This is a genomic window from Maritalea mediterranea, assembly GCF_021568695.1.
In the GTDB taxonomy this organism is placed as follows: domain Bacteria; phylum Pseudomonadota; class Alphaproteobacteria; order Rhizobiales; family Devosiaceae; genus Maritalea; species Maritalea mediterranea.
Genome location: NZ_JAKGTI010000001.1, coordinates 1,280,013 through 1,302,683, shown reverse-complemented (window position 1 = coordinate 1,302,683; position 22,671 = coordinate 1,280,013). Strand labels below are relative to the sequence as shown.

The following is a 22,671-nucleotide window of genomic DNA, read 5'->3' as shown; positions in this document are numbered from 1 at the left end:
CATGTCTTACTCCACCCGTAATTCAACGAATGCTACCACATTGGCAATAATTCTTCACAATTGCTACCTCACCCAAACCGCACAATCATGAAACGCGGCTCCACCAAACGGTGGCACGGGGTCGGAGCCGATTAAAGTGTTGATTCCTTTACCGCCTTTATGGGCCTTGTTCTTAAACAGACTTTCGGCGATCAGCACGCCGCGTTGCATGCCGTCGAAGATTTTGGCTTTGAGCACTACTTCGCCGCGTTTGTTGCCGACGGTGACGTAGTCGTCCTCATTGATGTTCAGCGCGGTGGCATCGTCTGGGTGGACGAACACGGTGGGTTCCGGGTGGCGTTTTTGTGAACCGGGGGTTTCGGTGAAGCTGGTGTTGAGGAAGGCACGGGCTGGGCTTGTGGCCAGGCGGAACGGATGCGCTTCGTCACACGCCTCGATGGTTTCCCAATGGTCGGCGAATTTGGGCAGAATGGCTGGATCGCAGACAAATTCTACTGCCTTGCGCTCTTGGGTGGCGGGCCAGTCCGGCGCGAATTTGAAGCGGCCATCGTCCCACGCGAAGCCATCGCGATAATGGGCGTCGGCCACACTGTCGGCGCGTTCAATATAGCCCTCTTCGGCCACTTCGTTCAGCGACCCAAAACCCGACTTTTGGAACGTCTCATCGATCAGTTCGCGATCTTCCATTTCAAAGGCGGCGCCCTCGGCGTTCAACCGTTTGGCCAGTTCTTTAAACAGCCAATGGTTGGAGCGGGTTTCGCCCGGCCCCTCTTGGATTTTCGGGCCATAAAGAATGCGCGTGTGGCCACCGCGGGTGTAAAAATCTTCATGCTCGGTGAACATGGTGGCGGGCAGCACAATGTCGGCCAGCTCGGCGGTGTCAGTCATAAATTGCTCATGCACCACCACAAACAGATCGTCGCGTTTAAAGCCTTGTCGCACCAGCTCCTGATCTGGCGTCACCACCGCCGGGTTGCAGTTCTGGATAAGCATGGCTTTCACCGGTGGGCCGTTTTTCAGTGCCTTTTGATCGCCGGTCAAAATGGGTCCAAGTTCGCACATATCCAACAAGCGCCGGGGCTTGGTGGCAAGGTCTGATCCGGTGATCAGGCTTTTGTCGATGCCCCATGTGCCCGAGTTGGAGTGAAACGCCCCGCCCCCGTCATATTGCCATGCGCCTAGCATGGCGGGCACGCTTAGCGCAGCGTGCATGGCGGTGGCGCCATTGCGTTGGCGGGTGAAGCCATAGCCCAGCCGGAAGAACGCGCGTGGGTTGTTGCCCAGCAAAGCGGCCAATTCTTCGATTTGGGCCACATCTAATCCGGTGATCTCAGCGGCGCGTTTAGGATTCCAGCTTTCAAGATGTGATTCAAACTCGGGTGAGAAGTCTGTGTATTTGCTCATATATTCGCGATCGGCTTTGCCATCGCGCAGCAAAATATGCATCAAGGCGCAGGCCAGTGCCCCATCGGTGCCAGGCTTCAAGAGCACGCCCATATCCGCCTGTTGCATGGTGGCGGTACGGTAAATATCGACCACGACCACTTTCGCGCCCCGCTCCTTGCGGGCCTTCATGGCGTGGGTCATAACATTGACCTGGGTGTGCACCGGGTTGGTGCCCCAAATCACGATCACGTCCGATTGGGCCATTTCTTCCGGGTTCACGCCCTGCAAGCGGCCTGTGCCTGCCACATAGCCTGCCCATGAAATCATGGAGCAGATGGTGCCATATTGCCGCGAATAGTTTTTGGCGTTGCGCAGCCGGTCGATCCCGTCGCGCATCACATAGCCCATGGTGCCCGCATAATAATAGGGCCAGACGCTCTCCGCGCCGAACTCTTCTTCCGCCGCGAGGAACTTTTCGGCCACAATATCCAGCGCTTCATCCCATGAAATCCGCTCAAACTTGCCTTCACCTTTGGCCCCCACCCGCTTCAGCGGATAAAGCAGCCGGTCGGGATGGTGGGCGCGTTCGGCATAGCGGGCCACCTTTTCGCAGATCACCCCGGCGGTATAGGGGTCATCCTTTGCGCCGCGCACCCGGCCCATGGTGCCATCTTCCAAAATCTCCACATCCAGCGCGCAGGTGGATGGGCAATCGTGAGGACAGACGGTGCGTTCAATGCGGGCAACGGACATATGAATGGCCTTTCGGGCAAGGTTCAAGGCATAAAAAAGGGTCGCCGAAGCGACCCTTAAAAACCAGGGTCAGGACCTATTAAATTGGCTGTAATGGCGTTCGAGCTGACGAGAAATGCAAGGAAAAGACTGCAGAGCGGGGTTGCACCCCGGTCAAAGTCTTTGACGCAGCAGTTCGACTTCAGATCGAGCGTTGCCTAAGGCTGCCCACGGATCGGACTAATTTGCACGGGCTGCTTCGTCGTAATCCCTTGAAAGGCTATAGCCTTCCTGCGGACTTACTCCTTGCATCCGCACAAATTCGCACCGACCATTTCAGTCAATTTAATAGGTCCTGACCCTAGCAAAATCGCAGCAATTAGCCAACGATTTCGTCGTCTGAGAAGAAATATTTGATTTCTTCAGCAGCAGTTTCTGGTGCGTCTGAACCGTGCACTGAGTTCTCGCCAATTGACAGCGCGAACTCTTTGCGGATTGTGCCTTCAGCCGCGTCAGCTGGGTTTGTTGCGCCCATCACTTCGCGGTTTTTCGCGATGGCGTCTTCGCCTTCCAATACCTGCACAACAACGGGCTCAGAAATCATGAAGTCAACCAATTCACCAAAGAAAGGACGCTCTTTGTGCACAGCGTAGAAGCCTTCAGCTTGCTCGCGTGTCATGTGAATGCGCTTTGATGCAACAACGCGCAAGCCAGCTTCTTCAAACTTGGCGATGATTTTGCCGGTGATGTTGCGCTTGGTGGCATCAGGTTTAATAATAGAAAATGTACGTTCCAAAGCCATTTAAATACCCTTATTTTGCTTTGTGGAGTTGGCCTGCGTTTTATAGACCTAAACCGCATATGACAAGCACCAAGATCATTTCGCTGTGACAGGCGGATGACAGGGACAATTTGCCCCTATTCAATCAGCAATTCCTGGGCTTCGATCACTTGCCCTTCCTGATCTTTCACCTCAAAGCGCAATCGTTCCAGATCTTTTGGCGCATCGAACCAGACTTCCATATTGAGCGGCTTAATCGCCATGGTGCACATGCCACCCTCCACGGTGACATTGAAGGTGAGGTCCGCCACAATGCGACCGACATGCAAAGTGCGGCCACCTAAGTTCCAGCAGCCGTTGGGGGCAAAATATATATAGTCAAAATGCACTTGATCAGTGCCCACGCGACGCACAGTAGGCACATTATCGGGCGAAAGGCCGGGAGACGGCTGAGTGTTGAAGGTCGGGATTTTCGGGCCAATGTTGACGCCCTGCGCGCTGGCGGCTAAGGGTGTTGCAAAAATCAAGAGTAAAGACAGTATAATGGATTTCGGCAGTTTCATTACAAGACCTGTTTGAAATATTAAAAGGCACGTCAAATCACGCTCTCTCGCGCCGCATTTGACGTGTGCTGTTCAAACTAATCTCGAATAATGAACAAAATTGGGCCGGTCGAAAGCTGCTGAAAAAATGCTGAAAATTACAAATTTAAACTACTCGATTGAAGGCCGCTCGCTGTTTGACAATGCGAGCCTTACCTTGCCTGCCGGTGCCAAGGCTGGTTTTGTGGGGCGCAATGGCTCGGGCAAAACCACCCTGTTCCGGTTGCTCAAGGGCGAGATCCCCACCGATTCCGGCACCATCGAAATTCATCACCGCGCCAAAATGGGCTCGGTGGCGCAGGAAGCGCCTGCCACTAATGACAGCGTGATGGATATTGTGCTGGAGGCCGATAAGGAGCGGTTGCGCCTTTTGGAAGAAGCGGAAACCGTGACCGACCCAATGCGCATTGGCGAGGTGCATACCCGTCTGGCCGAAATTGAGGCGCACTCTGCTGAAGCACGCGCCAGCGCCGTTCTAAAAGGTCTTGGCTTTGATCAGGCCAAGCAGAATGAGCCTTGCGCCAATCTATCTGGCGGCTGGCGCATGCGCGTATCGCTGGCTGGTGTGCTGTTTTCAAAGCCTGATCTGTTGCTGCTCGATGAACCGACAAACTATCTCGACCTTGAAGGCACTTTGTGGCTGGAGCGTTATCTGGCGAACTATCCCTACACAGTCTTTATGATTTCCCACGACCGGGATTTGCTGAACAAAGCGGTCAATTCCATTGTGCATCTGGAAAAAGGCGGGCTCACATTTTATCGCGGCGCTTATGACCAGTTTGAGGAAAACCGCCGCTTGCAAATGGACATCAACAACAAGCAGCGCGAAAAGCAGCTTGAACAAATTGCCCATATGCAAAGCTTTGTGGATCGGTTCCGTGCCAAGGCCACCAAGGCCAAGCAGGCGCAATCTCGCTTGAAGCGGATTGAAAAGATCAAACCGGTGGAAGCGCTGTTCGATGAACATGTGGCCCCCTTCACCTTCCCGCAGCCCAAGCGGGCCGTTGCCGCCCCAATCATTGACATGGAAAATGCCAGCACCGGCTATGATGGCAAGCCGGTCTTGAGCCGCATTAATGGCCGGATTGATCCTGAAGACCGGATCGCGCTGGTTGGCATCAATGGCAATGGTAAGTCGACCTTTGCCAAGCTGCTGGCGGGCGAGTTGCAGCTGATGGATGGCCGCCTCACAAAGGCGCGCAAATTGTCCGTCGCACATTTCGCCCAGCACCAGATGGATATGCTCAAGCCCAAGCAAACGCCACTCGAGCATGTGGAACCGCTCATGCCTTACGATAGCGAGGCCAAGCGCCGCGCCCGTGTGGCGCAGATGGGGCTGACCACATCACGTATGGATACGCTGGCGGAAAACCTTTCCGGTGGTGAAAAAGCCCGGCTCTTGATGGGGCTGGTGACGTTTAACGGGCCCAACCTTTTGATCCTCGACGAACCGACCAACCATTTGGATATTGATAGCCGCGATGCGTTGGTGCAGGCGCTGAATGAATATGAAGGCGCGGTGCTGATCATCTCCCACGATCGGCATTTGATCGAGGCAACGGTGGACCAGCTTTGGATTGCTGCGGAAGGCACGATTTCTGTCTGCGATTATGATCTGGATACCTATCAGCGCTCGCTCACCGGCACCCGTGACAAGCCCGAGCCCAACAAGGCCAACAGCCCGTCCGACAAAAAAAATGAACGCAAGATTGCCGCGGAAAAGCGGGCACAACTTGCGCCATTGCGCAAAGAAATCAAACAGTTGGAATCAAAGGTTGAAAAACTGAATCAGCAGCTGGCCAAAACCGACAAAGCCCTCGAAGACCCTGATTTATTTCAAAAAGATCAGGAAAAAGCTGTGCAATTGGGCAAAGATCGGGCAGATTTAGCTAAAGACATTGAGGCCGCTGAAGAGCTTTGGCTTGAAAAGCTGGCTAATTTGGAAGAGGCGCAGGAGGATCTGGGCCTCTAAAAGGGGGGAAACATGCGCTTTATCATCGGTCTTTTATCAATTTTGGCTGTGTTGATTGGCCCGGCACATGCTCAGGATCTATCTGACGAACAATATGACGAGGCAATCCGATTTGCCCAAAACAATACCATTTTTGTGCTTTATCATGAGTTTGGTCATCTCGCTATTTCGCAATTCGGCCTACCCATATTGGGCAAAGAAGAAGATGCGGCAGACAATATAGCATCCGTCATACTGCTGAGTGAGCGTAAGGAAGAGTTTGATAATATTCTGATTGATGCTGCGGACGGATGGTACCTCTCCGACTTGAGCAACACATCCGATTTCGTAGAATCCGACTTTTATGGGAGCCATAGTCTTGATATCCAGCGCTCTTATCAAATCGTATGTTTGATGGCGGGCCAAAGCCTTGAAACCTTCGGCGAATTTGCCGCCGAATATGGACTGGATGAAGATCGAATTGATCTTTGCGGCGTTGATTATGAACAGTTGGAGCGCTCTTGGGCGGTGATGACTGAAGCCTTCATTGATCCTTTGCGCGGCAAAGGACACACCGCGCGCATTGTTTATGACGAACCAACAGCAGAAACCGAACTCTCCGCCACGATCATCAAACAGTCGGGCATGATGGAAGAGCTACAACAGCGCTTCGCAGAAACCTTGCCGGAAGCAACGACTTTTCGCGCCACATCATGTGACGAGCAAAATGCGTTTTACGATCCAGAAAATGTAGAGATCGTCATGTGCTATGAGCTGACCGATCTGTTCCTTGATCTTGTGATTGAGGACATGTTGGCAGAAGAATAGCCTTTGAACCTGTTTTGCCAGCATTCGAGGGCAGTTTTTAAAATATGTGTCGGACGCGGCGCTTGAAACCGCGCCCGGCAGCGCCAATTTCAAGGGTTCTTTCAAAATGCTAAGTCCTTGGACTCATGGCCAGATTAAAAAAATACGCTTTGTCGTCGCGCAGTGCGCCCTCGTCCTTGTCACCGCTCTTTATGTCACGCTCTGGTTCAGTCCCGACAAAGCGCTTTTTCACGTTCGAAAAATAAGCCCACTTTCCGGCTTCTGGAGAGTCAGAAAAGTTCAATCAGATATTGGTGCAGCATGTGCGGCCCTCGCCGACTAGGTGTCAGGCCTTTTTCACCCAGCGCCCGTTGGGCTCTTGCTGCCAATAGGTCAGTTCATGCTCTTTGTTGAGCGCCTTCCAGGCTTGCCGGGCGCGGGTCACTGCGTCGGGATCATGGCCATTGAACATAAAGACAATGCGCTCGTAGCCATTCGGCTGTTCCGGCACCGCGCCTTCCACAAAAAAGCGGATTTGGGCGCTATTGGGGTTTTGTTCATTGTCGGCAATTAGCACAGGCATTTCAGCCAGTTCGTCCGGCTCGGCCTGATCCGTCACCACCATATGCGGCAAAAAGCTTTCGGGCCGATAAGTCCATAGGGCCTCGTCCAGCGCATGCAATTTGCCGGGGTTGCCGCATTGCACCATGGCGCGCCAACCCCGTTCCAATGTCTTTTCCAGCAAAACGGGCAGCACGGCCTCTAATGGCTTTTGTTCCAGATGGTAGAACAGAATTTCGGTCATGCTGCCAAAGCCTTTCGCTTACTCGTAATGGTTGCGCACCATCTGGTCGAGCAGATAAACGCCAAAACCGGTGGCCCAGCTCTTGTTGGTTGCCGTTGATGGCACGTTCATTGCCGTCGACAAGTCGAGGTGCGCCCATTTGGTATCGCCCACAAACCGCTTCAGAAACTGCGCCGCGGTGATCGCCCCGGCCCACCGACCACCAATATTTTTCATGTCCGCATTCTTGCTGTCGATCAACTTGTCATAGGCTGGCCCCATGGGGAAGCGCCACACTTTTTCGTTTGTTTCCAACCCAGCAGCGGTGATGCGTTCCGCAAGTTGATCATCATTTGAAAACAGGCCCGCATGCTCATTGCCCAAGGCCACCAAGTTGGCCCCGGTTAAGGTCGCCAGATTGACCATAAATTTCGGCTTGAACGTCTCCTTGGTATACCAAAGCGCATCCGCCAGCACCAAGCGGCCTTCCGCATCGGTATTGAGCACTTCAATGGTCTGACCGGACATAGAGGTCACAATATCGCCGGGACGTTGGGCATTGGCATCGAGCATGTTTTCCACCAGACCGATCACGCCAATCACATTGATCTTTGGCTTGCGCAAGGCGACGGTTTTCATCAGGCCGGCCACGGCACCCGCGCCACCCATATCGCCTTTCATATCTTCCATGCCGCCAGCAGGCTTGATGGATAGGCCACCGCTGTCAAACACCACCCCTTTACCGATAAAGGCCACCGGTGCCTCATCCTTGGCGCCACCATTCCATTTCATGATCGCCAAGCGCGGCGGGCGGACCGAGCCTTGGGCCACGCCCAGCAGCGCGCCCATGCCCAGCTCTTTCATCTTGGCTTCGTCAAGCAGTTCAACTTCCAAGCCGTCCGCTTCAAGGCTTTTAGCGGCTTCGGCAAATTCCAATGTGCCCAAAATATTGGCCGGTTCGTTCACAAGATCGCGGGCGAAAATGGTGCCCGCGGTTACGCAATCACGGTCTTCATGCGCGGCAGTTGCGGCCTTTGCATCGGCGGTTTCAAGGGTAATGTCGATTTCACTCGACGTGTCATCATCGTTCTTTTTGGTTTTATATTTGTCGAAACGGTATTGGCTTAATTTGATGCCTGCAGCGACTTCGGCCACCAGCGGCGCGGTAAATAGGTCATCATTCAGCACCACGCGTGTGGTGTTAGATGGACGATTGGAGACCTGGTCGATCAATTTGCCGCCAAAATCCGCAAACTCATATTTCGCACTGTCTTTGCTCAGCCCCTCAACACCGGCCACCAGCAACACATCTGCATCAAGACCTTGTGGCGCCAACACGGGCAGGAAAGTGCCGCTCTTGCCTTTAAAACCTGCAGCTTGGGCCAGTTTGGAAAGGTCGAGCCCGGTCTTTTCCCAGATGGCATGGCCCTTCGCCGTCAATTCCAGATCGGCATTTGCCGTGATCACAATGTTCTTGCCGGTGCCCTTGCCATGTTCAACTATGGCAATTGTCAATTTTTGCCCCATTTTACCGTCCTAATAAATTGAAGTGGTGCGCGAACGCGCATGCGATTTTGTTATAAGGTGCGTCAGTTCGGGCAAAAGTGCAACCAAGAGCAAAAAGATTTTAAGGGATAAAATCACCTTAAAAAAGATGGTGGTGGAGCCCAAGCTGTGGCAAAAGTTTTCTATGGAATTGCTGACTCGCTACATACTCAAGAAATATCTGGTTGCGGCAGCTGGCATTGCATTTTTGCTGTGCTTTCTCGGTTGGCTGATCCAACTGCTACGCGCGGTAGAATTGGTGACCAATAAGGGCCAAGGCTTGGGGGCCATGGTCTATCAGTCTTTTTTAAGTCTCCCGGAAATCCTCAACATCGTGTTGTTTTTGTGCGTGGCACTGGGCATTTCGCGCACCGTGCGGGCGTTGCAGTTTTCGAAGGAAATATTTCCGATCTATGCTGGCGTCGGCCTGAAACCGTTTTTGCGGTCCTGGGCGCTGTTTATTGGCATATCGATTGTAACCAGCCTCGCCCTCACCCATTTTATTGTGCCGGCAACAAAATATCTCATCGCGGTGCAAAGTGATCAAATCAATGCAGATTTGGTGGCCAACTCGTCTCGGCCCGGTCGATTTACCGAAGTGAGTAGCGGGCTCACCATGATGATCCGCGATCGCGCGCCCGATGGCACGGGTCTGGGTTTTTTCATTTACGACACGCGCGATCCGCTGCGGTCGCAAACCATTATTGCCGAGGAGTCGCAGTTGGCACAGATTGATGGCGTGTTGACCGTGCGGCTTCGCCGCGGCTCAATTCAGTATTTTACCTATGCCACCCGCAAAATGACCGGGCTGGAATTCGACACCTATTCTTTGGCCGTGGCCGATTTGTCCGGCAGCAATTCCGCCGCGAGCGTCACACCGAACTCATTGGAACTGCTGCGCAAATCGGGAGGCAGTCCGCTTTCCGCCCGCGATACGCTGAATCTGCATTTGCGCAATGTGGCAGCGCTTTATGTATTTTCGATGGGGCTTTTGGCTTTTCTCATGGTCTCCCGCCCGAACACTATGCGGGGCAAGTCGCGCGTCAGCATCGAGTTTGTGGTGTTGGCCATTGCTGTTATCGTCAAGGTGATCGGCACAGGTGTTGAACAATATGTATTTCGGTCTCCCACCTTGTGGCCGTTGGTCTACGCACCTGCAATGTTGCCGCTAGTTGTGTCGGTTCCTGCCGTGTTCAGGCAAGGTTTGTTGCAGCGCACCCCGAATTTGGGAGGAACCGGATGACCCGCCTTGGCCTGCATGTGAGCATAAAATTGTGCAAATCCATCTTGCTGGTGATGAGTCTGTTCTTTTGCTTGGTGGGACTGATCGAAATCGTCGAATTCAGCAACCAGCCGGGCACCAATATGATGAGCAATCCCGGCACAACCTTGTCTGCTGCAGCGCTCACCGCCGCTGTTTGGAGCATGGATTTGCTGCCGATATCCTTTGTGATCGGCGGTGTGATTGCTATAAGCGATTTGCAAAATCACCGCGAGTTTATTGTTGCCAAAGCGTCGGGCATTTCCATCTGGGGATTGGTGCGCGCACCCGTGATTTTTGCAATATTGCTCGGACTGACTGTCAGCTATGCGCTCGATCCGGTGATTTTGAAACTCAATGATCTTGTGGATGCGCAGATCAAGGCACAATCTGCTGGTTCGGCAGCACCGACACGACGTTCAGGTTGGATAGAACAAGACTACGCCGAGGGGCGCTATATCATTAAGGCCGATCAGATCTTAAATACCGGCGATGTGATGAATGGTGTTCGGGTGTTCATGCTTGGTGGGCAAGGCGGTGACAATCGGCAAATTGAGGCTGAGCAAGCAAGATATGAAAATTTTGCATGGACCTTTATTGAAGGAACCATCAGCTCACCAGGCCAACCCGTTGAAAGTTTTAAAACTTTTTCGTTGCCCACATCATTTAGCGCCGCTCAGCTCCAGCTTCAACTGGGCGCAATATCGCGCATGTCCATTTTTGAACTCAAATCGCAATTGCGTGATAAAACCGTCACAACCCCCGCTGAATATGTTGCGCAGATGCGGATGCGACGCTTGGAGGCCTTGCCAATTGTGCTTGTTGGCACTTTATTAATTGCGTTCGCATTTACATCGGGTTACTCACGTATGGGTACGTCGGGAACCCATATCATTTACGGAATTTTGTTAGGGTTTGTCGTGTATATTTTGACAAAGCTTGCCGATCGCGCCGGGGAATCTGGCAATATCAGTGCGCTATTGGCGGCATGGGGACCTGCAATTGTGGCGATTGTCATTGGCACAACCGTTCTGTTGCTGAAGGAAGATGGATGAGCGTGACGCGTTTTTGCACGCATAAGGGGAAGTTGAAGTCGACGTTGCTGAGCGTTGCATTGCTAGCGACCTGCGCTTTTGCGCCTGCGGCTTCGGCGCAACAAACCCAACTCCTGCCTACTGACTATTTCGCGGGCCAAGCCCTTTCCACCACAAGTGATCTAAAAGTCAGTGCCCAAACCTTAACTGTCCTGTCCGCGCAAGGCCTGATTATAGCCACAGGTGATGTGGAGGTTTCTGCTGAAGGTTATCTCGTTAAGGCTGACCGTGTCGTTTATAACAAGCGCACCCGGGAAGTCGAACTTGTTGGCAATGTTGCGGTCAAAGATCCGACCGGTCTCGTTTATGTAGCAGACAGAGCAAATCTTACTGGGGATTTCCGGCAGGGCTTTTTGGAGAAGCTGATTTTCCAAGATGAGGCAGGAATTTGGCTTTCCGCCGCGGAGGCAGAGATCAAACCCAATCGCAGTCTTGATCTAAACGATGCGGACATCACCCCTTGCGGCACCTGTGTTGACGAAAAGGGCCGCGAAATCGGCTGGCGCATCAAAGCCGTGCGCATCGTGCGCAATACTGAAGAAAAGACCATCTATTTTGAGCGCCCATCGATGGTGTTTGCTGGCGTGCCGATCGCGACCATTCCTTATTTGACGATTCCCGACCCATCATTGACAGATTATGATGAGTTGTTGAAAGCGCGTCTGTCCTATTCGGCTGAACTGGGCGTAGGTATCGCCTATCCGGGTTTCATTTTGCATGATCCGCGGACCAATTTGACCCTGACGCCGACCATTTTCACCAATCAAGGCGTATTGGGCCAACTGGATTGGGCGCATTCGACAAAGGTGACATCAGTTAAGGTCACCGGCCATGGTATCTATCAGTTCAACCCCTCAGCCTTTAGCGGCAAGCTAGGTGATCGCAACATGCGCGGCGCGGTGCAAGCGAGCGCGGTTTACACGCCGACAGAGCATGTGACCATTGGCGGTGCCTACACCTTGTTTTCCGATCGCTCTTTCCTCACAGATTATGATGTTGGCAATCGTGAAGGCTCATATGCTGTCAATCGGGTTTACGGCACTTATCTTGAAGGCGACAGCTATTTGGATGGGCGCATTGAGCAATATGTCGGATTGGGCGAAGGTGGTGCCGCGAATGAAGCACGTCAGGCCTTGATTGCACCAAAGATCGAAGCCAATCATGTGCAACAATTGGCCAATGATTGGGGCGAGGTCCGCCTTTCTGGCAAACTTATTCATCTCGAGCGCGATGCGGATCATGCGACCAGCGTGAATGGCACTCCGCATGTGTTTGGGTTTGAAGGGGCCAAATCCCACCTGACCCTAGAAGCAGGTTGGAGCAAACAGTGGGTTGCCCCTGGCGGCTTGTTGATCGCCCCGTATTTGGGCGCTCGGGCAGATATTGCACAATATGACGGCGCCAGTGGTCATGCCGACGCGCCTGCGGCAGATATCGTATATAGTGCCACGCCGATTGCCGCCTTGGATGTAAGCTGGCCGTTGGTCGGCACCGACAGCTCAGGCACAAAACACTATTTTGCCCCGCGCCTTCAAATCGTATCGCGTGGCGGCCCCACCACCACCGGCGTTACTAATGATGATGCGCAAAGCTTTGTGTTTGACGATACGAATCTGTTCAGCTTCAATCGCTTTTCGGGTGAAGATCGGCAAGATAGCGGCACAAGGGTCGCTCTGGGCGCGCACTATAATGCGGATTTCGGCAATGGTCGTTGGGTCGATATTGTTTTGGGTCAATCCTACCATCTTGGCGGCACCAACGCGGCTGCAGTCGCAAATCCATATCAGACCGGTATCGGCAGTGGCGCAGATCAATCGCCCTCCTATTTTGTTGCAGGCATCCAGGGCGCACCATTCGACGGCATAACATTGGGAGCTAAAACGCTCATTGATCCGAACAATGGCCAGGTCGCACGTGGTTCGGTCGCCGGTCAATATAATGGCGGTGTTTTCAGCGCAGGAGCATTTTACAGCTATGCGCACCAAAGCGTTGCGCCGGGTGCCACCCAGGATCGTCATGAAGTGGGGGGTGATGTGCGCGTTTATATTGATGATTATTGGAGCGTTGGCGCCTACTCCAACTATGACATCGCCGATCAAAGCTTTGTGAGCTACGGCAGTGATCTAAGCTATGATGACGGCTATCTGGGCGGTACCCTTTATTACAACCGCTCTTCCGCCAACACGCTTGACCCTAAGGACACTATTGGCGCCAAGCTCAATCTGAAAATGATCGGCGATTATGGCTATGACTATGATTTCTAGCCTGTCTCAAAAAATGGCCGCATTTGTTCTGCATGTGTGCTAAACAATTTTCAAGTAATCATCGGGATCAATTGACTATGCGCATTCTAAGCCTTGTCCTCATCGCCATGCTGAGCTTGGCCAGTTTTGGCCAGTCCAGTTTTGCTGCCACTGTGAAGGTGGTCGTGAACGGACAAACCATCACCGATCATGATATCAGCCAACGTGCGGGATTTATTCGGCTGGAACGCCGCGGTAAATCCAACAGCGATCGCCTTCGCTTAGCGAGAGAAGAGCTGATTGATGAAGCGCTGATTATGGGCGAGCTCAAACGCCTAGGCGGCTCCATATCTGATCGCGCTGTTAACGATGCGTACAATCGTGTCGCCGTCAGACTAAAGCTCAGTTCGTCAAAGCTGACAGAAATCTTGAACGCTGCTGGCGTGCAGTCGACAACGCTCAAGAACAAGCTTAGATCGCAGTTGGCTTGGCAGGAAATCGTCAGGCAGGTGTTGCGCAAGAAAGTGCAGATTTCCGATTTGGAACTGGATTTGGCTGCTCGGGAAGAGATCGGCAACACAACGCATTACGATTTTATGCTGACCGAGATTGTGTTTTTGAACACCACGGGCAACACACGCTCACGAACCAACGAAGCCAATCAATATCGCCGCAATTTTAATGGCTGCGACAATGCCGTCGATCTGGCTCTATCTTATCGCGATGCTGCAGTGCGAAAAATGGGTCGTCGTCATTCGACGCAACTGCCAGATCCGGTTGCACAAGAACTGGCTGGCTTAAATGTGGGTGGTATTTCCAAGCCCCGCACTATTGCTAGCGGGGTGCAGATGCTGGCCGTATGTGCCAAAACCGCTGCGGAAGATTTGACTTTTGTGAAGAATAAGTTGCGCAACGAAGTTGGATCAGAAAAGCTCAAGGATGAAGCGGACGAGTATCTCGCTAAATTGCGCGAGCAAGCCACTATTGAAAATCGATAAGCCATTTTTATGCCCTCACCTCTCGCCATTTCGATTGGAGAACCTGCGGGTATCGGACCAGACTTGATTTTAAAAATCTACAAGGAGCGGGTGGCGCAAAAGCTGCCCGTTTTTTGTGTGTTTGGTGATCCGGACTTGTTGGATGCCCGCGCCAAGCGACTGGGATATGACCTTGCCATTAAAACGACCACGCCAGGCCAGGCGCCCGAAATTTTCGATCATGCCCTACCCGTTGTCGATCTGGGCCATCGCGTCGTAGACCAACCAGGCATCTTGTCACCTGATGCTGCACCGCTAGTGGTCGATGCCATTCGTCAAAGTGTGGACGCTATTTTTGCCGGCCAGTGCCGCGGTCTCGTCACCGCGCCCATCCACAAGGCCAATCTTTATAAAGAAGGATTTGATTTTCCAGGTCACACGGAATATCTCGCAAGTCTCTGCGCCAAGGGCGGTGACACGCTCACACCGATTATGATGTTGGCCCATGGGAGCCGTCGCGCTGTGCCGGTGACAATCCATATGGCCCTAAAGCAGGTATTTGAGACGCTCACGCCAGACTTGATTATAGAAAATGTGCGGATCGTCTATCGTGACTTGCAAACACGGTTTCGGATCGAGCGGCCGCAAATTGGCGTCACTGGGCTTAACCCCCATGCGGGTGAAGACGGGACAATGGGCAAAGAAGAGATAGACATTATTGCCCCGGCGTTGCAACGTCTGCGGGTAGAGGGGTTCCCGGTTGATGGCCCGCTGCCGGCAGATACGGCCTTTGCGCCACATATCTGGTCCAACTATGATGCACTGATTGCCATGTACCACGATCAAGCGCTCATTCCAGTAAAAGCCATTGGGTTTGATGAGGGCGTGAACATCACCCTTGGCTTGCCGATTGTGCGCACCTCGCCGGACCATGGCACCGCCCTCACCTTGGCCGGTACCGGCAAGGCCTCACCCAATAGTTTCTTGAAAGCCCTTGCCATTGCCGACGAAATGACCCAAAAGCCCCTCACTTGAGTGCAACGGAATGGATCGGGTGTGACGCATGAGCCAAATTGACAGCTTGCCGCCGCTTCGCGATGTGATTGCCCGGCACGGGTTACGGGCCAAAAAGGAGCTGGGGCAAAATTTTTTGCTCGATCTTAACCTGACCGCCCGCATCGCCCGCATTGCGGCTCCACTTGAGGATCATACTATTATCGAGGTTGGCCCCGGCCCCGGCGGACTGACGCGCGGGCTGCTCGCGTCTGACGCCAAAAAAGTGATTGCGATTGAGCGCGATGACCGCGCCCTTCCTGCATTGGCTGAAATAGCTGATGCCTATCCGGGGCGGCTGGAAGTCATTTCAGGTGACGCGATGGAGATTGATTATCGTGCTTTGGCAGATGGGCCGACCAAGATCATCGCCAACTTGCCCTACAACATCGCCACCCCCTTGCTGACGGGCTGGCTGGAAGATCCATGGCCACCCTATTTCGACAGTCTGACATTGATGTTTCAAAAGGAAGTCGCCGATCGCATCTGCGCCCCGGTGGGCAGCAAGGCCTATGGTCGCCTCTCAATCCTGTCGCAATGGCGGTGTCAGGCAAATGTGGCGTTGAATGTCGGCCCCGGCGCCTTTACCCCGCCCCCTAAAGTGAGTTCGGCGATTGTGCATCTGGTGCCGAATCCCTCGGCTAATGAAATCAAGGCGACAACGCTTGAACATGTGACCCGCGCCGCCTTTGGTCAACGCCGCAAAATGCTGCGTCAAAGCCTGAAGGCGTTAGATGTAGATCTGCCCGCATTGTTTGAAGCGCTGTCGCTTAAGGGCACAGAACGTGCAGAGCAAATATCGATGGCGCAATTTGTAGCGATGGCCGGTTGGATCGAGGCGCTGCAACAGAGTTAAATCTGATCGACAGATAAGGGAGCGGCTGGGTAGTAATCGCGGGTATCATGCCAAAAACCTACCCCTAAAATGCAAAACACCCGCTCGAACCACGAGCGGGTGGACACAGCAATATTCGTGCCTAATATTGAGTATCGTGAGCGCATATACAAAAAGATGGTGGACTGGCAACACCTTGCAATTGGCGGAAAATTTCCAATCGTTCGACGCTGCACACCTCTTTGTTAGCACGTTAAGAGTAGCACAAACCCATCTTCGTGTATAGCCTTGTGACCGTGATCGAAAGCAAAAATTCAAAAATGGTGAACAGGGTTCACCACCTCGCCTCTGCATTGCAATTACAATATTGAATCAAGCTCGCTCTGCAGGCCCTTCACAAAGCCCGCCAGGTTCTTTTGTCGTGATGGCATCATGCGGGCGGAATGCAATATGGACCGTACAGCCTGACAGCTCTCCTCAAGATCATGGTTCACGATGATATAGTCGTAACTCTCCCACTGCTTCAGTTCCTGCTGCGCGGTGGTGAGGCGGCGACGGATCACCTCTTCGCTGTCATCTGCCCGGCGCTCCAGCCGATGTTTCAGTTCGGCGATAGAAGGTGGCAAAATGAAAACGCCGATTATATCTTCCGGGCATTTGTCATAGAGCTGGATCGCGCCCTGATAATCAATATCAAAGAGCACATCGCGCCCCGCGTCTAGCTCCTTCTCAATGGCGGCTTTTGGGGTGCCATAGAAATTGCCATGCACTTCGGCCCATTCCAGCAACTCGCCATTGTCCCGCATCTGCTCAAATTGTTCGACTGTTTTGAAAAAATAATCGACGCCATCCACCTCATTGGCGCGTTTTGGGCGCGTGGTCACAGATATGGATAATTTGAGATTAGAATCCTGCTGCAAAATGGTGCGGGAAATCGACGTCTTGCCTGCACCTGAAGGTGAAGAGAGAATGAGCATCAAGCCCCGACGGTCAAACATGGCAGGTCCTATTCTATGTTTTGCACTTGTTCACGTAATTGATCGATCGCCGCTTTGAGATCAAGTCCGATCGCTGTCAAATCCACATGATTGCTCTTTGAACACAGCGTGTTGGCTTCGCGGTTAAACTCCTGGGACAGAAAATCAAGCTTTCGGCCCACCGGCCCGCCTTGCTTCAAAAGCTTGCGCGCGGCGGCCACATGCGCCACCAATCGGTCCAGCTCTTCGCGAATATCTGCTTTTGTGGCCAGCACCAACGCCTCGGCGTGGAGCCGGTCTTCGGCAAGGCCGTTCTCACCTTCTTGCAACAGCGCAATTTGGTTGTTGAGCTTTTCCAAAATCGCCTCGCGACTTCGGGCAGGATGCTCTTCTGCCTTCAATGTCAACTCAGCGATCTCCACCAGGCGTTGGGTCAAAAAGGCATGAATGTTCAGCCCTTCGGCTTCGCGGGAGGCGATGAGATCGGAAATCGTATTGTCCGCGGCGTCGAGCACCGCCTGTTTCAAATCACCCAGCTCTTTTTCGCTCAGCTTGGCTTCGGACAGCTCCAGCACCCCTTTAAGGCCCAAAATGCCATCGAGGCGGGGCTTATCCGCTTCGACTTTAGCGCTGAGTTGGCCTATTGCGTCAATCACCGTCTGCAATGCTTGCTGGTTGACGCTGACTTCGCTCTGCAAATGCTCATAGCTGATGTTGAGATTGACCTGCACAGCCCCGCGTGTCAGCGCCTTGGTCAACTTTTGACGCAGCAGGTTTTCGAGATCGTCCAAGCCCGGCGGCACGCGCAAGCGCAAATCAAGGCCTCGGGCATTCACCGATTTAATTTCGAGATTAAAGGCTGCACCAGAAATGCCCCCGGCCGCCCGGGCAAAACCGGTCATGCTGGCGATTGGTTTTGACATTTCCGCTCTCCTCTTCGCGCTTGTCAGCGTCTATTCTGCGCTGTCGCTACTCTTTTCGTCCAGCTTTTCGGCTTCTTGGCGTTGCAGCTCTTCTTTTTCTGCCTCGGCAGCAGCCTCTGCAGCTTCCTGCCGCTCTTTCTCAATTTGACGCCATTTGGCGACGTTGGCCCGATGCTCATCGTAGGTTTTGGCAAAGGCATGTCCGCCGCTGCCATCCGCCACAAAATAGAGCGCATCTGTCTCTGCCGGATTGGCCACAGCCTTCATGGATTCGATGCCGGGATTGGCGATCGGCCCAATTGGCAACCCATCGATCTGATAGGTATTATAGTCAGTTTTGGTGTCAATTTCAGAGCGCTTTAACCCGCGACCCAGAGTGCCCTCACCTTTGGTGATGCCATAAATGATGGTCGGGTCAGATTGCAGCCGCATGCCGCGGTTCAACCGGTTGATAAACACCCCGGCCACTTCCGGGCGCTCTTCAGCCAAGCCGGTTTCTTTTTCCACGATTGAGGCCAAGATCACCAATTCTTCAGGCGTTTCTATCGGCAGGCCCTCGTCGCGGTTTTCCCAGATTTCGGCCAGCGCCTCATCATGCGCTTCTTTCATCTGGTCCAAAACGCTTTGTCGTGTTGCCCCACGCTCAAAATTATAGGTATTTGGCAGCAAGGTGCCCTCGGCCGGGATATTCTCAATCTCACCGGTCAAAAGCTCGGCAGCCCTCAGCCGTTCAACGATCTGCCAAGAGGTAAACCCCTCCGGAATGGTCACATTGTATTGGATTGCCCGGCCTTCGCTCAGTTCTGTAAGGATTTCGCGCATGGAAGAATCGGCCGCAATGCGGAATTCGCCAGCTTTCAACTCCGTATCTTTATCCAGTGCCACAGCCCCAAAACGAAAGATGAACGAGTTAGTGATCAGCCCTTCATCTTCCAGTTTGCGGGCAATGGTGGAAACGCCCGCCCCCTGCGGCACCGCGAAGATGGTTTCTTCTTTAACTGGCCCTGCAGCGTTGAATTGATTGATGCCATAATAAAGTAGGCCACCGGCAATCACGATCCCCAATATAATCAGGGTCATAAAGGCGTTGGCCACTTGCACGAATGTATTTGGTTTTTTGCGGACTTTTTTGTTTTTGCGTTTTCCAAACATGGCACCCTGCTTCTTATAATTTGGCGCTATACTGAATAGATGAATGGGGCAAAAACAAGAGCGAAGATGGCTCATCCCCGCTCTTTTGCACTTCACCTAATCCAGCTTTTTGAACACCAAAGAGGCGTTTGTGCCACCAAAGCCGAAAGAGTTGGACAGCGCCACATTGATTTCTTTGGCTTTTGCCTTGTTTGGCACCAGATCAATCTCGGTTTCAACCGACGGATTGTCCAAATTGATGGTGGGCGGTGCTATATTGTCGCGCATGGCGAGAATGGAGAAAATTGCCTCTACCGCGCCTGCCGCACCCAACAAATGGCCGACAGCAGATTTGGTTGAAGACATGGTGAGGTTTTTGGCATGTTCGCCCAAAAGTCGTGTCACCGCGCCGAGCTCGATCTCATCACCTAGAGGCGTTGAGGTGCCGTGCGCGTTTACATAATCAATGTCGCTCACATCCAGTCCGGCGCGCTTAATAGCTGCCTGCATGGAGCGATAGCCGCCATTGCCATCTTCGGCAGGCGCTGTGATGTGGTGGGCGTCGCCCGACAGGCCATAGCCAACCACTTCGCCATAGATCTTGGCGCCGCGGGCCTTGGCATGTTCATATTCTTCCAAAATGACGGTGCCTGCACCTTCCCCCATTACAAAGCCATCTCGGGCCTTGTCATATGGGCGAGATGCGCGTGTCGGATCATCATTAAATCCGGTTGAGAGGGCGCGACAGGCCGCAAAACCAGCCAACGAAAGGCGGTTTACCGGCGATTCTGCGCCACCGGCCACCATCACATCTGCATCATCCAGCGCGATCAAGCGGGCCGCATCGCCAATAGCGTGTGCGCCGGTTGAGCAAGCGGTGACCACAGAATGATTTGGCCCTTTCAATCCGTGACGGATTGAAACATAGCCGGACGCCAGATTGATCAAGCGACCAGGGATAAAAAACGGACTGATCCGACGCGGGCCTTTTTCAGCGAGCGTAACAGAGGCATCATAAATGCCACCAACGCCGCCAATGCCCGAACCGATCAATACACCGGCCCGTTCTTTTTGTTCGTCTGTTTTGGCCTCAAAACCACTGTCCTGAAGCGCCTGACCTGCGGCCGCCATGGCGTAAACAATGAAAGGGTCAACCTTTCTTTGTTCTTTTACGTCCATCCAGTCATCCGGATTGAAGTTGCCCTCGGCGCTGTCACCAAGCGGGATGCGGCAGGCAATTTGACAAGCCAAATCTGACACATCAAATTCTTCTACCTTTTTGGCACCGCTTTTGCCGTCAAGAATATTTTTCCAAACGGTCTCCACATTGGCGCCCAAAGGGCTGACAATGCCAAGACCGGTGACAACTATTCTGCGCAACTTCATCTCAGATGTCCTACGGCTGCTAAGGGCTCAGCCCTTGGTCTTACTTCACAGCCTTTTCAAGGAAAGAAACGGCATCGCCAAATGTCTGAATGGATTCAGCGGCATCGTCAGGGATTTCTACGCTGAATTCTTCTTCAAACGCCATAACCAGTTCAACCTGATCGAGCGAATCCGCGCCAAGATCATCAATAAAGCTGGCTTTTTCTGTCACTTTGTCGGCATCTACGTTCAAATGCTCAACAACGATCTTGCGAACGCGATCTGCAATATCGCTCATATTTGGTTCCTCTTCACCTAAAAGTCTACAATTTAGTTCAACGGCACCACTTTGTGTGGCGTGTTGTCCGCTTAAATGCACCTCATCTTGAATAAAATCAAGGTTAAGGCATGTATTGGACCCGTGTTGGACGGGGCATTATCATACTTTTCCACATTTGACCATATTGAGAAAAAAATTCTCATGTAAGATCAAAGCGGTTTTAGATCATGGCCATACCGCCATTAATGTGCATGGTTTGCCCGGTCACATAGGACGCTTCGTCGCTGGCCAGAAAGACTGCCCCGGCGGCGATTTCATCTGCTGTACCCAGCCGGCCTGTTGGAATTGTGGCCAAAATGCTGTCCCGCTGTTTTTCGTTCAACTCATCCGTCATGGCCGAAGCAATAAAGCCCGGCGCGATGGTGTTGACCGTCACATTGCGGCTGGCCACTTCTTGGGCAATCGCTTTGGACATGCCGATCAGACCAGCCTTTGAGGCAGCATAGTTGCCTTGGCCCGGATTGCCGGTGACGCCCACGACCGATGTGATGCCGATAATGCGGCCATAGCGCTGCTTCATCATCACTTTCACCGCGGCGCGGGATAGGCGGAAGGCCGCGGTCAGATTTACCGCGATCACATCATCCCACTCTTCGTCTTTCATGCGCATGAAAATATTGTCGCGGGTGATGCCGGCATTGTTCACCAGAATGTCCAGACCGCCCATCGCCTCAACGGCTGACGGGATCAAGGCGTCTACACTGTCTTTGTCTGAAAGATTGCAAGGCAGAATATGGGTGTCGCCGGAAATGCCGTTTGCCACTTCTTCCAGCACATTCACGCGTGTGCCGGATAGGCCCACCGTTGCACCTGCTTCAGCCAGTTTTTCGGCAATCGCACGGCCAATACCGCCACTTGCTCCGGTCACCAGCGCTCGTTTACCGCTCAAATCAAACATTTAGTTCCCCTATAGGTTTGGGTCTTAGCCTAAGCTCTCTACATATTTTTCAATATCGTCCGGCGTATTGATCGCCAGTGCGTTGGCGTCGCGATTGATGCGACGGGCCAGACCGGTCAACACTTTGCCAGTGCCCAGCTCCACCAATGTGTCGATGCCGCCTTCAGTGGTCATCCAGGTCACCGATTGCGACCAACGCACCTTGCCGCACACCTGTTTGACCAGACGCTTCTTGATTTCGGCCGGATCGGAAATCGGGGTTGCCAACACATTGGCCACCACCGGCACCACCGGTTCTTTCACCTCAGCACTTGCCAAGGCCGATTCCATGGCTTCCGCTGCCGGGCCCATCATGGAACAGTGGAAAGGGGCGGATACGGGCAGCAGCATGGCACGTTTTGCGCCTTTGGCCTTGGCCATTTCCACCGCGCGTTCCACAGCGGACGCGGCCCCGGAGACCACAATTTGGCCCGGCGCGTTGTCATTCGCGATTTCCACGACTGACCCTTGGGCGGCAGCTTGCACCACTTCCTCAACTTCATCATATTCAAGGCCAAGAATGGCGGCCATGGCGCCCTCGCCCACCGGCACAGCTTGTTGCATGGCGCGCCCACGCACTTGCAAAAGACGCGCTGTGTCTGCAATTGAAAGCGCACCAGCAGCGCAAAGGGCCGAATATTCGCCCAGCGAGTGCCCGGCCACATATTTGGCCACATCACCAACCTTCACGCCTTTGCTCTCCAACACACGGATCACCGCCATCGACACGGCCATCAACGCGGGTTGGGCATTCTCGGTCAGCCGCAAGGTGTCGTCAGGCCCGCCAAACATGATGGACGACAATTTGGTTTGCAGCGCGTCATCGACCTCTTCAAAAACCTTTTTGGCCACATCGTAATGTTCCGCCAGCTCTTGCCCCATGCCGACAGCCTGGCTGCCTTGTCCGGGAAAGGTGAATGCGGTTGAACTCATATCTCAAGCCTCAC

Annotated in this window: 20 protein-coding genes; 8 read left to right on the top strand and 12 right to left on the bottom strand. The window is 53.3% G+C overall.

Annotation, left to right across the window (positions count from 1 at the left end; translation table 11 throughout):
• Positions 1-63 precede the first annotated feature (63 nt).
• From L1I42_RS06320 to L1I42_RS06310, 3 genes are all read right to left on the bottom strand, one after another.
• Entirely contained in the window at positions 64-2,139 is a 2,076-nt protein-coding gene (locus L1I42_RS06320; RefSeq protein WP_236113636.1) for a molybdopterin-containing oxidoreductase family protein, read from the bottom strand.
• A 358-nt stretch (positions 2,140-2,497) separates the two neighbouring features.
• Positions 2,498-2,920 (bottom strand): nucleoside-diphosphate kinase, encoded by a 423-nt coding sequence (ndk, locus tag L1I42_RS06315; protein WP_236113635.1) that lies wholly within the window; start codon positions 2,918-2,920, stop codon positions 2,498-2,500.
• Positions 2,921-3,036: 116 nt separating this feature from the next.
• On the bottom strand, positions 3,037-3,462 hold the full coding sequence (locus L1I42_RS06310) for a hypothetical protein (protein ID WP_236113634.1): 426 nt from the start codon (positions 3,460-3,462) through the stop codon (positions 3,037-3,039).
• Positions 3,463-3,589: 127 nt separating this feature from the next.
• Between L1I42_RS06310 and L1I42_RS06305 the strand changes: the two genes are divergently transcribed.
• Together L1I42_RS06305 and L1I42_RS06300 are read left to right on the top strand one after the other, a co-directional pair.
• Entirely contained in the window at positions 3,590-5,473 is a 1,884-nt protein-coding gene (locus tag L1I42_RS06305; RefSeq protein ID WP_236113633.1) for an ABC-F family ATP-binding cassette domain-containing protein, read from the top strand.
• A gap of 12 nt (positions 5,474-5,485) precedes the next feature.
• Positions 5,486-6,280: a DUF4344 domain-containing metallopeptidase gene (locus L1I42_RS06300; protein WP_236113632.1), complete on the top strand. Its 795-nt coding sequence runs from the start codon at positions 5,486-5,488 to the stop codon at positions 6,278-6,280.
• Positions 6,281-6,605: 325 nt separating this feature from the next.
• On the opposite strand, the gene L1I42_RS06295 is transcribed toward L1I42_RS06300, so the two are convergent.
• Positions 6,606-7,064: a DNA polymerase III subunit chi gene (locus tag L1I42_RS06295; RefSeq protein ID WP_236113631.1), complete on the bottom strand. Its 459-nt coding sequence runs from the start codon at positions 7,062-7,064 to the stop codon at positions 6,606-6,608.
• 18 nt (positions 7,065-7,082) lie between these two features.
• Positions 7,083-8,570: a leucyl aminopeptidase gene (locus L1I42_RS06290; RefSeq protein WP_236113630.1), complete on the bottom strand. Its 1,488-nt coding sequence runs from the start codon at positions 8,568-8,570 to the stop codon at positions 7,083-7,085.
• A gap of 163 nt (positions 8,571-8,733) precedes the next feature.
• Between L1I42_RS06290 and L1I42_RS06285 the strand changes: the two genes are divergently transcribed.
• Genes L1I42_RS06285 through rsmA form a run of 6 tightly spaced genes read left to right on the top strand, consistent with a single transcriptional unit; the run spans position 8,734 to position 16,072 of the window.
• Positions 8,734-9,831 carry an LptF/LptG family permease gene (locus L1I42_RS06285; protein ID WP_236113629.1) on the top strand — a complete coding sequence of 366 codons (1,098 nt, stop codon included), beginning with the start codon at positions 8,734-8,736 and terminating at the stop codon, positions 9,829-9,831.
• A complete protein-coding gene (locus L1I42_RS06280) occupies positions 9,828-10,904 on the top strand; it encodes an LptF/LptG family permease (RefSeq protein WP_255768542.1) in 1,077 nt (358 codons plus the stop codon). Before L1I42_RS06285 ends, L1I42_RS06280 begins: the two co-directional genes overlap by 4 nt.
• Entirely contained in the window at positions 10,901-13,207 is a 2,307-nt protein-coding gene (locus L1I42_RS06275; protein ID WP_236113628.1) for an LPS-assembly protein LptD, read from the top strand. Before L1I42_RS06280 ends, L1I42_RS06275 begins: the two co-directional genes overlap by 4 nt.
• 32 nt (positions 13,208-13,239) lie before the next feature.
• Positions 13,240-14,184: a peptidylprolyl isomerase gene (locus L1I42_RS06270; protein ID WP_369413073.1), complete on the top strand. Its 945-nt coding sequence runs from the start codon at positions 13,240-13,242 to the stop codon at positions 14,182-14,184.
• A gap of 9 nt (positions 14,185-14,193) precedes the next feature.
• Entirely contained in the window at positions 14,194-15,198 is a 1,005-nt protein-coding gene (pdxA, locus tag L1I42_RS06265) for a 4-hydroxythreonine-4-phosphate dehydrogenase PdxA (protein ID WP_236113626.1), read from the top strand.
• 28 nt (positions 15,199-15,226) lie between these two features.
• Entirely contained in the window at positions 15,227-16,072 is an 846-nt protein-coding gene (gene rsmA, locus L1I42_RS06260) for a 16S rRNA (adenine(1518)-N(6)/adenine(1519)-N(6))-dimethyltransferase RsmA (RefSeq protein WP_236113625.1), read from the top strand.
• A gap of 338 nt (positions 16,073-16,410) precedes the next feature.
• On the opposite strand, the gene gmk is transcribed toward rsmA, so the two are convergent.
• From gmk to fabD, 7 genes are all read right to left on the bottom strand, one after another.
• Positions 16,411-17,049 carry a guanylate kinase gene (gene gmk, locus L1I42_RS06255; RefSeq protein ID WP_236113624.1) on the bottom strand — a complete coding sequence of 213 codons (639 nt, stop codon included), beginning with the start codon at positions 17,047-17,049 and terminating at the stop codon, positions 16,411-16,413.
• An 8-nt stretch (positions 17,050-17,057) separates the two neighbouring features.
• A complete protein-coding gene (locus L1I42_RS06250) occupies positions 17,058-17,951 on the bottom strand; it encodes a YicC/YloC family endoribonuclease (RefSeq protein ID WP_236113623.1) in 894 nt (297 codons plus the stop codon).
• Between the two features lie 30 nt (positions 17,952-17,981).
• Positions 17,982-19,103, bottom strand: coding sequence for an endolytic transglycosylase MltG (mltG, locus tag L1I42_RS06245; RefSeq protein ID WP_236113622.1), 1,122 nt, complete (start codon positions 19,101-19,103; stop codon positions 17,982-17,984).
• 96 nt (positions 19,104-19,199) lie between these two features.
• Positions 19,200-20,462 carry a beta-ketoacyl-ACP synthase II gene (fabF, locus tag L1I42_RS06240; protein ID WP_236114181.1) on the bottom strand — a complete coding sequence of 421 codons (1,263 nt, stop codon included), beginning with the start codon at positions 20,460-20,462 and terminating at the stop codon, positions 19,200-19,202.
• 46 nt (positions 20,463-20,508) lie between these two features.
• Positions 20,509-20,745 carry an acyl carrier protein gene (locus tag L1I42_RS06235; protein WP_133572318.1) on the bottom strand — a complete coding sequence of 79 codons (237 nt, stop codon included), beginning with the start codon at positions 20,743-20,745 and terminating at the stop codon, positions 20,509-20,511.
• Between the two features lie 202 nt (positions 20,746-20,947).
• On the bottom strand, positions 20,948-21,685 hold the full coding sequence (fabG, locus tag L1I42_RS06230) for a 3-oxoacyl-[acyl-carrier-protein] reductase (protein WP_236113621.1): 738 nt from the start codon (positions 21,683-21,685) through the stop codon (positions 20,948-20,950).
• 24 nt (positions 21,686-21,709) lie between these two features.
• Positions 21,710-22,657 (bottom strand): ACP S-malonyltransferase, encoded by a 948-nt coding sequence (fabD, locus tag L1I42_RS06225; protein WP_236113620.1) that lies wholly within the window; start codon positions 22,655-22,657, stop codon positions 21,710-21,712.
• Positions 22,658-22,671: the final 14 nt, after the last annotated feature.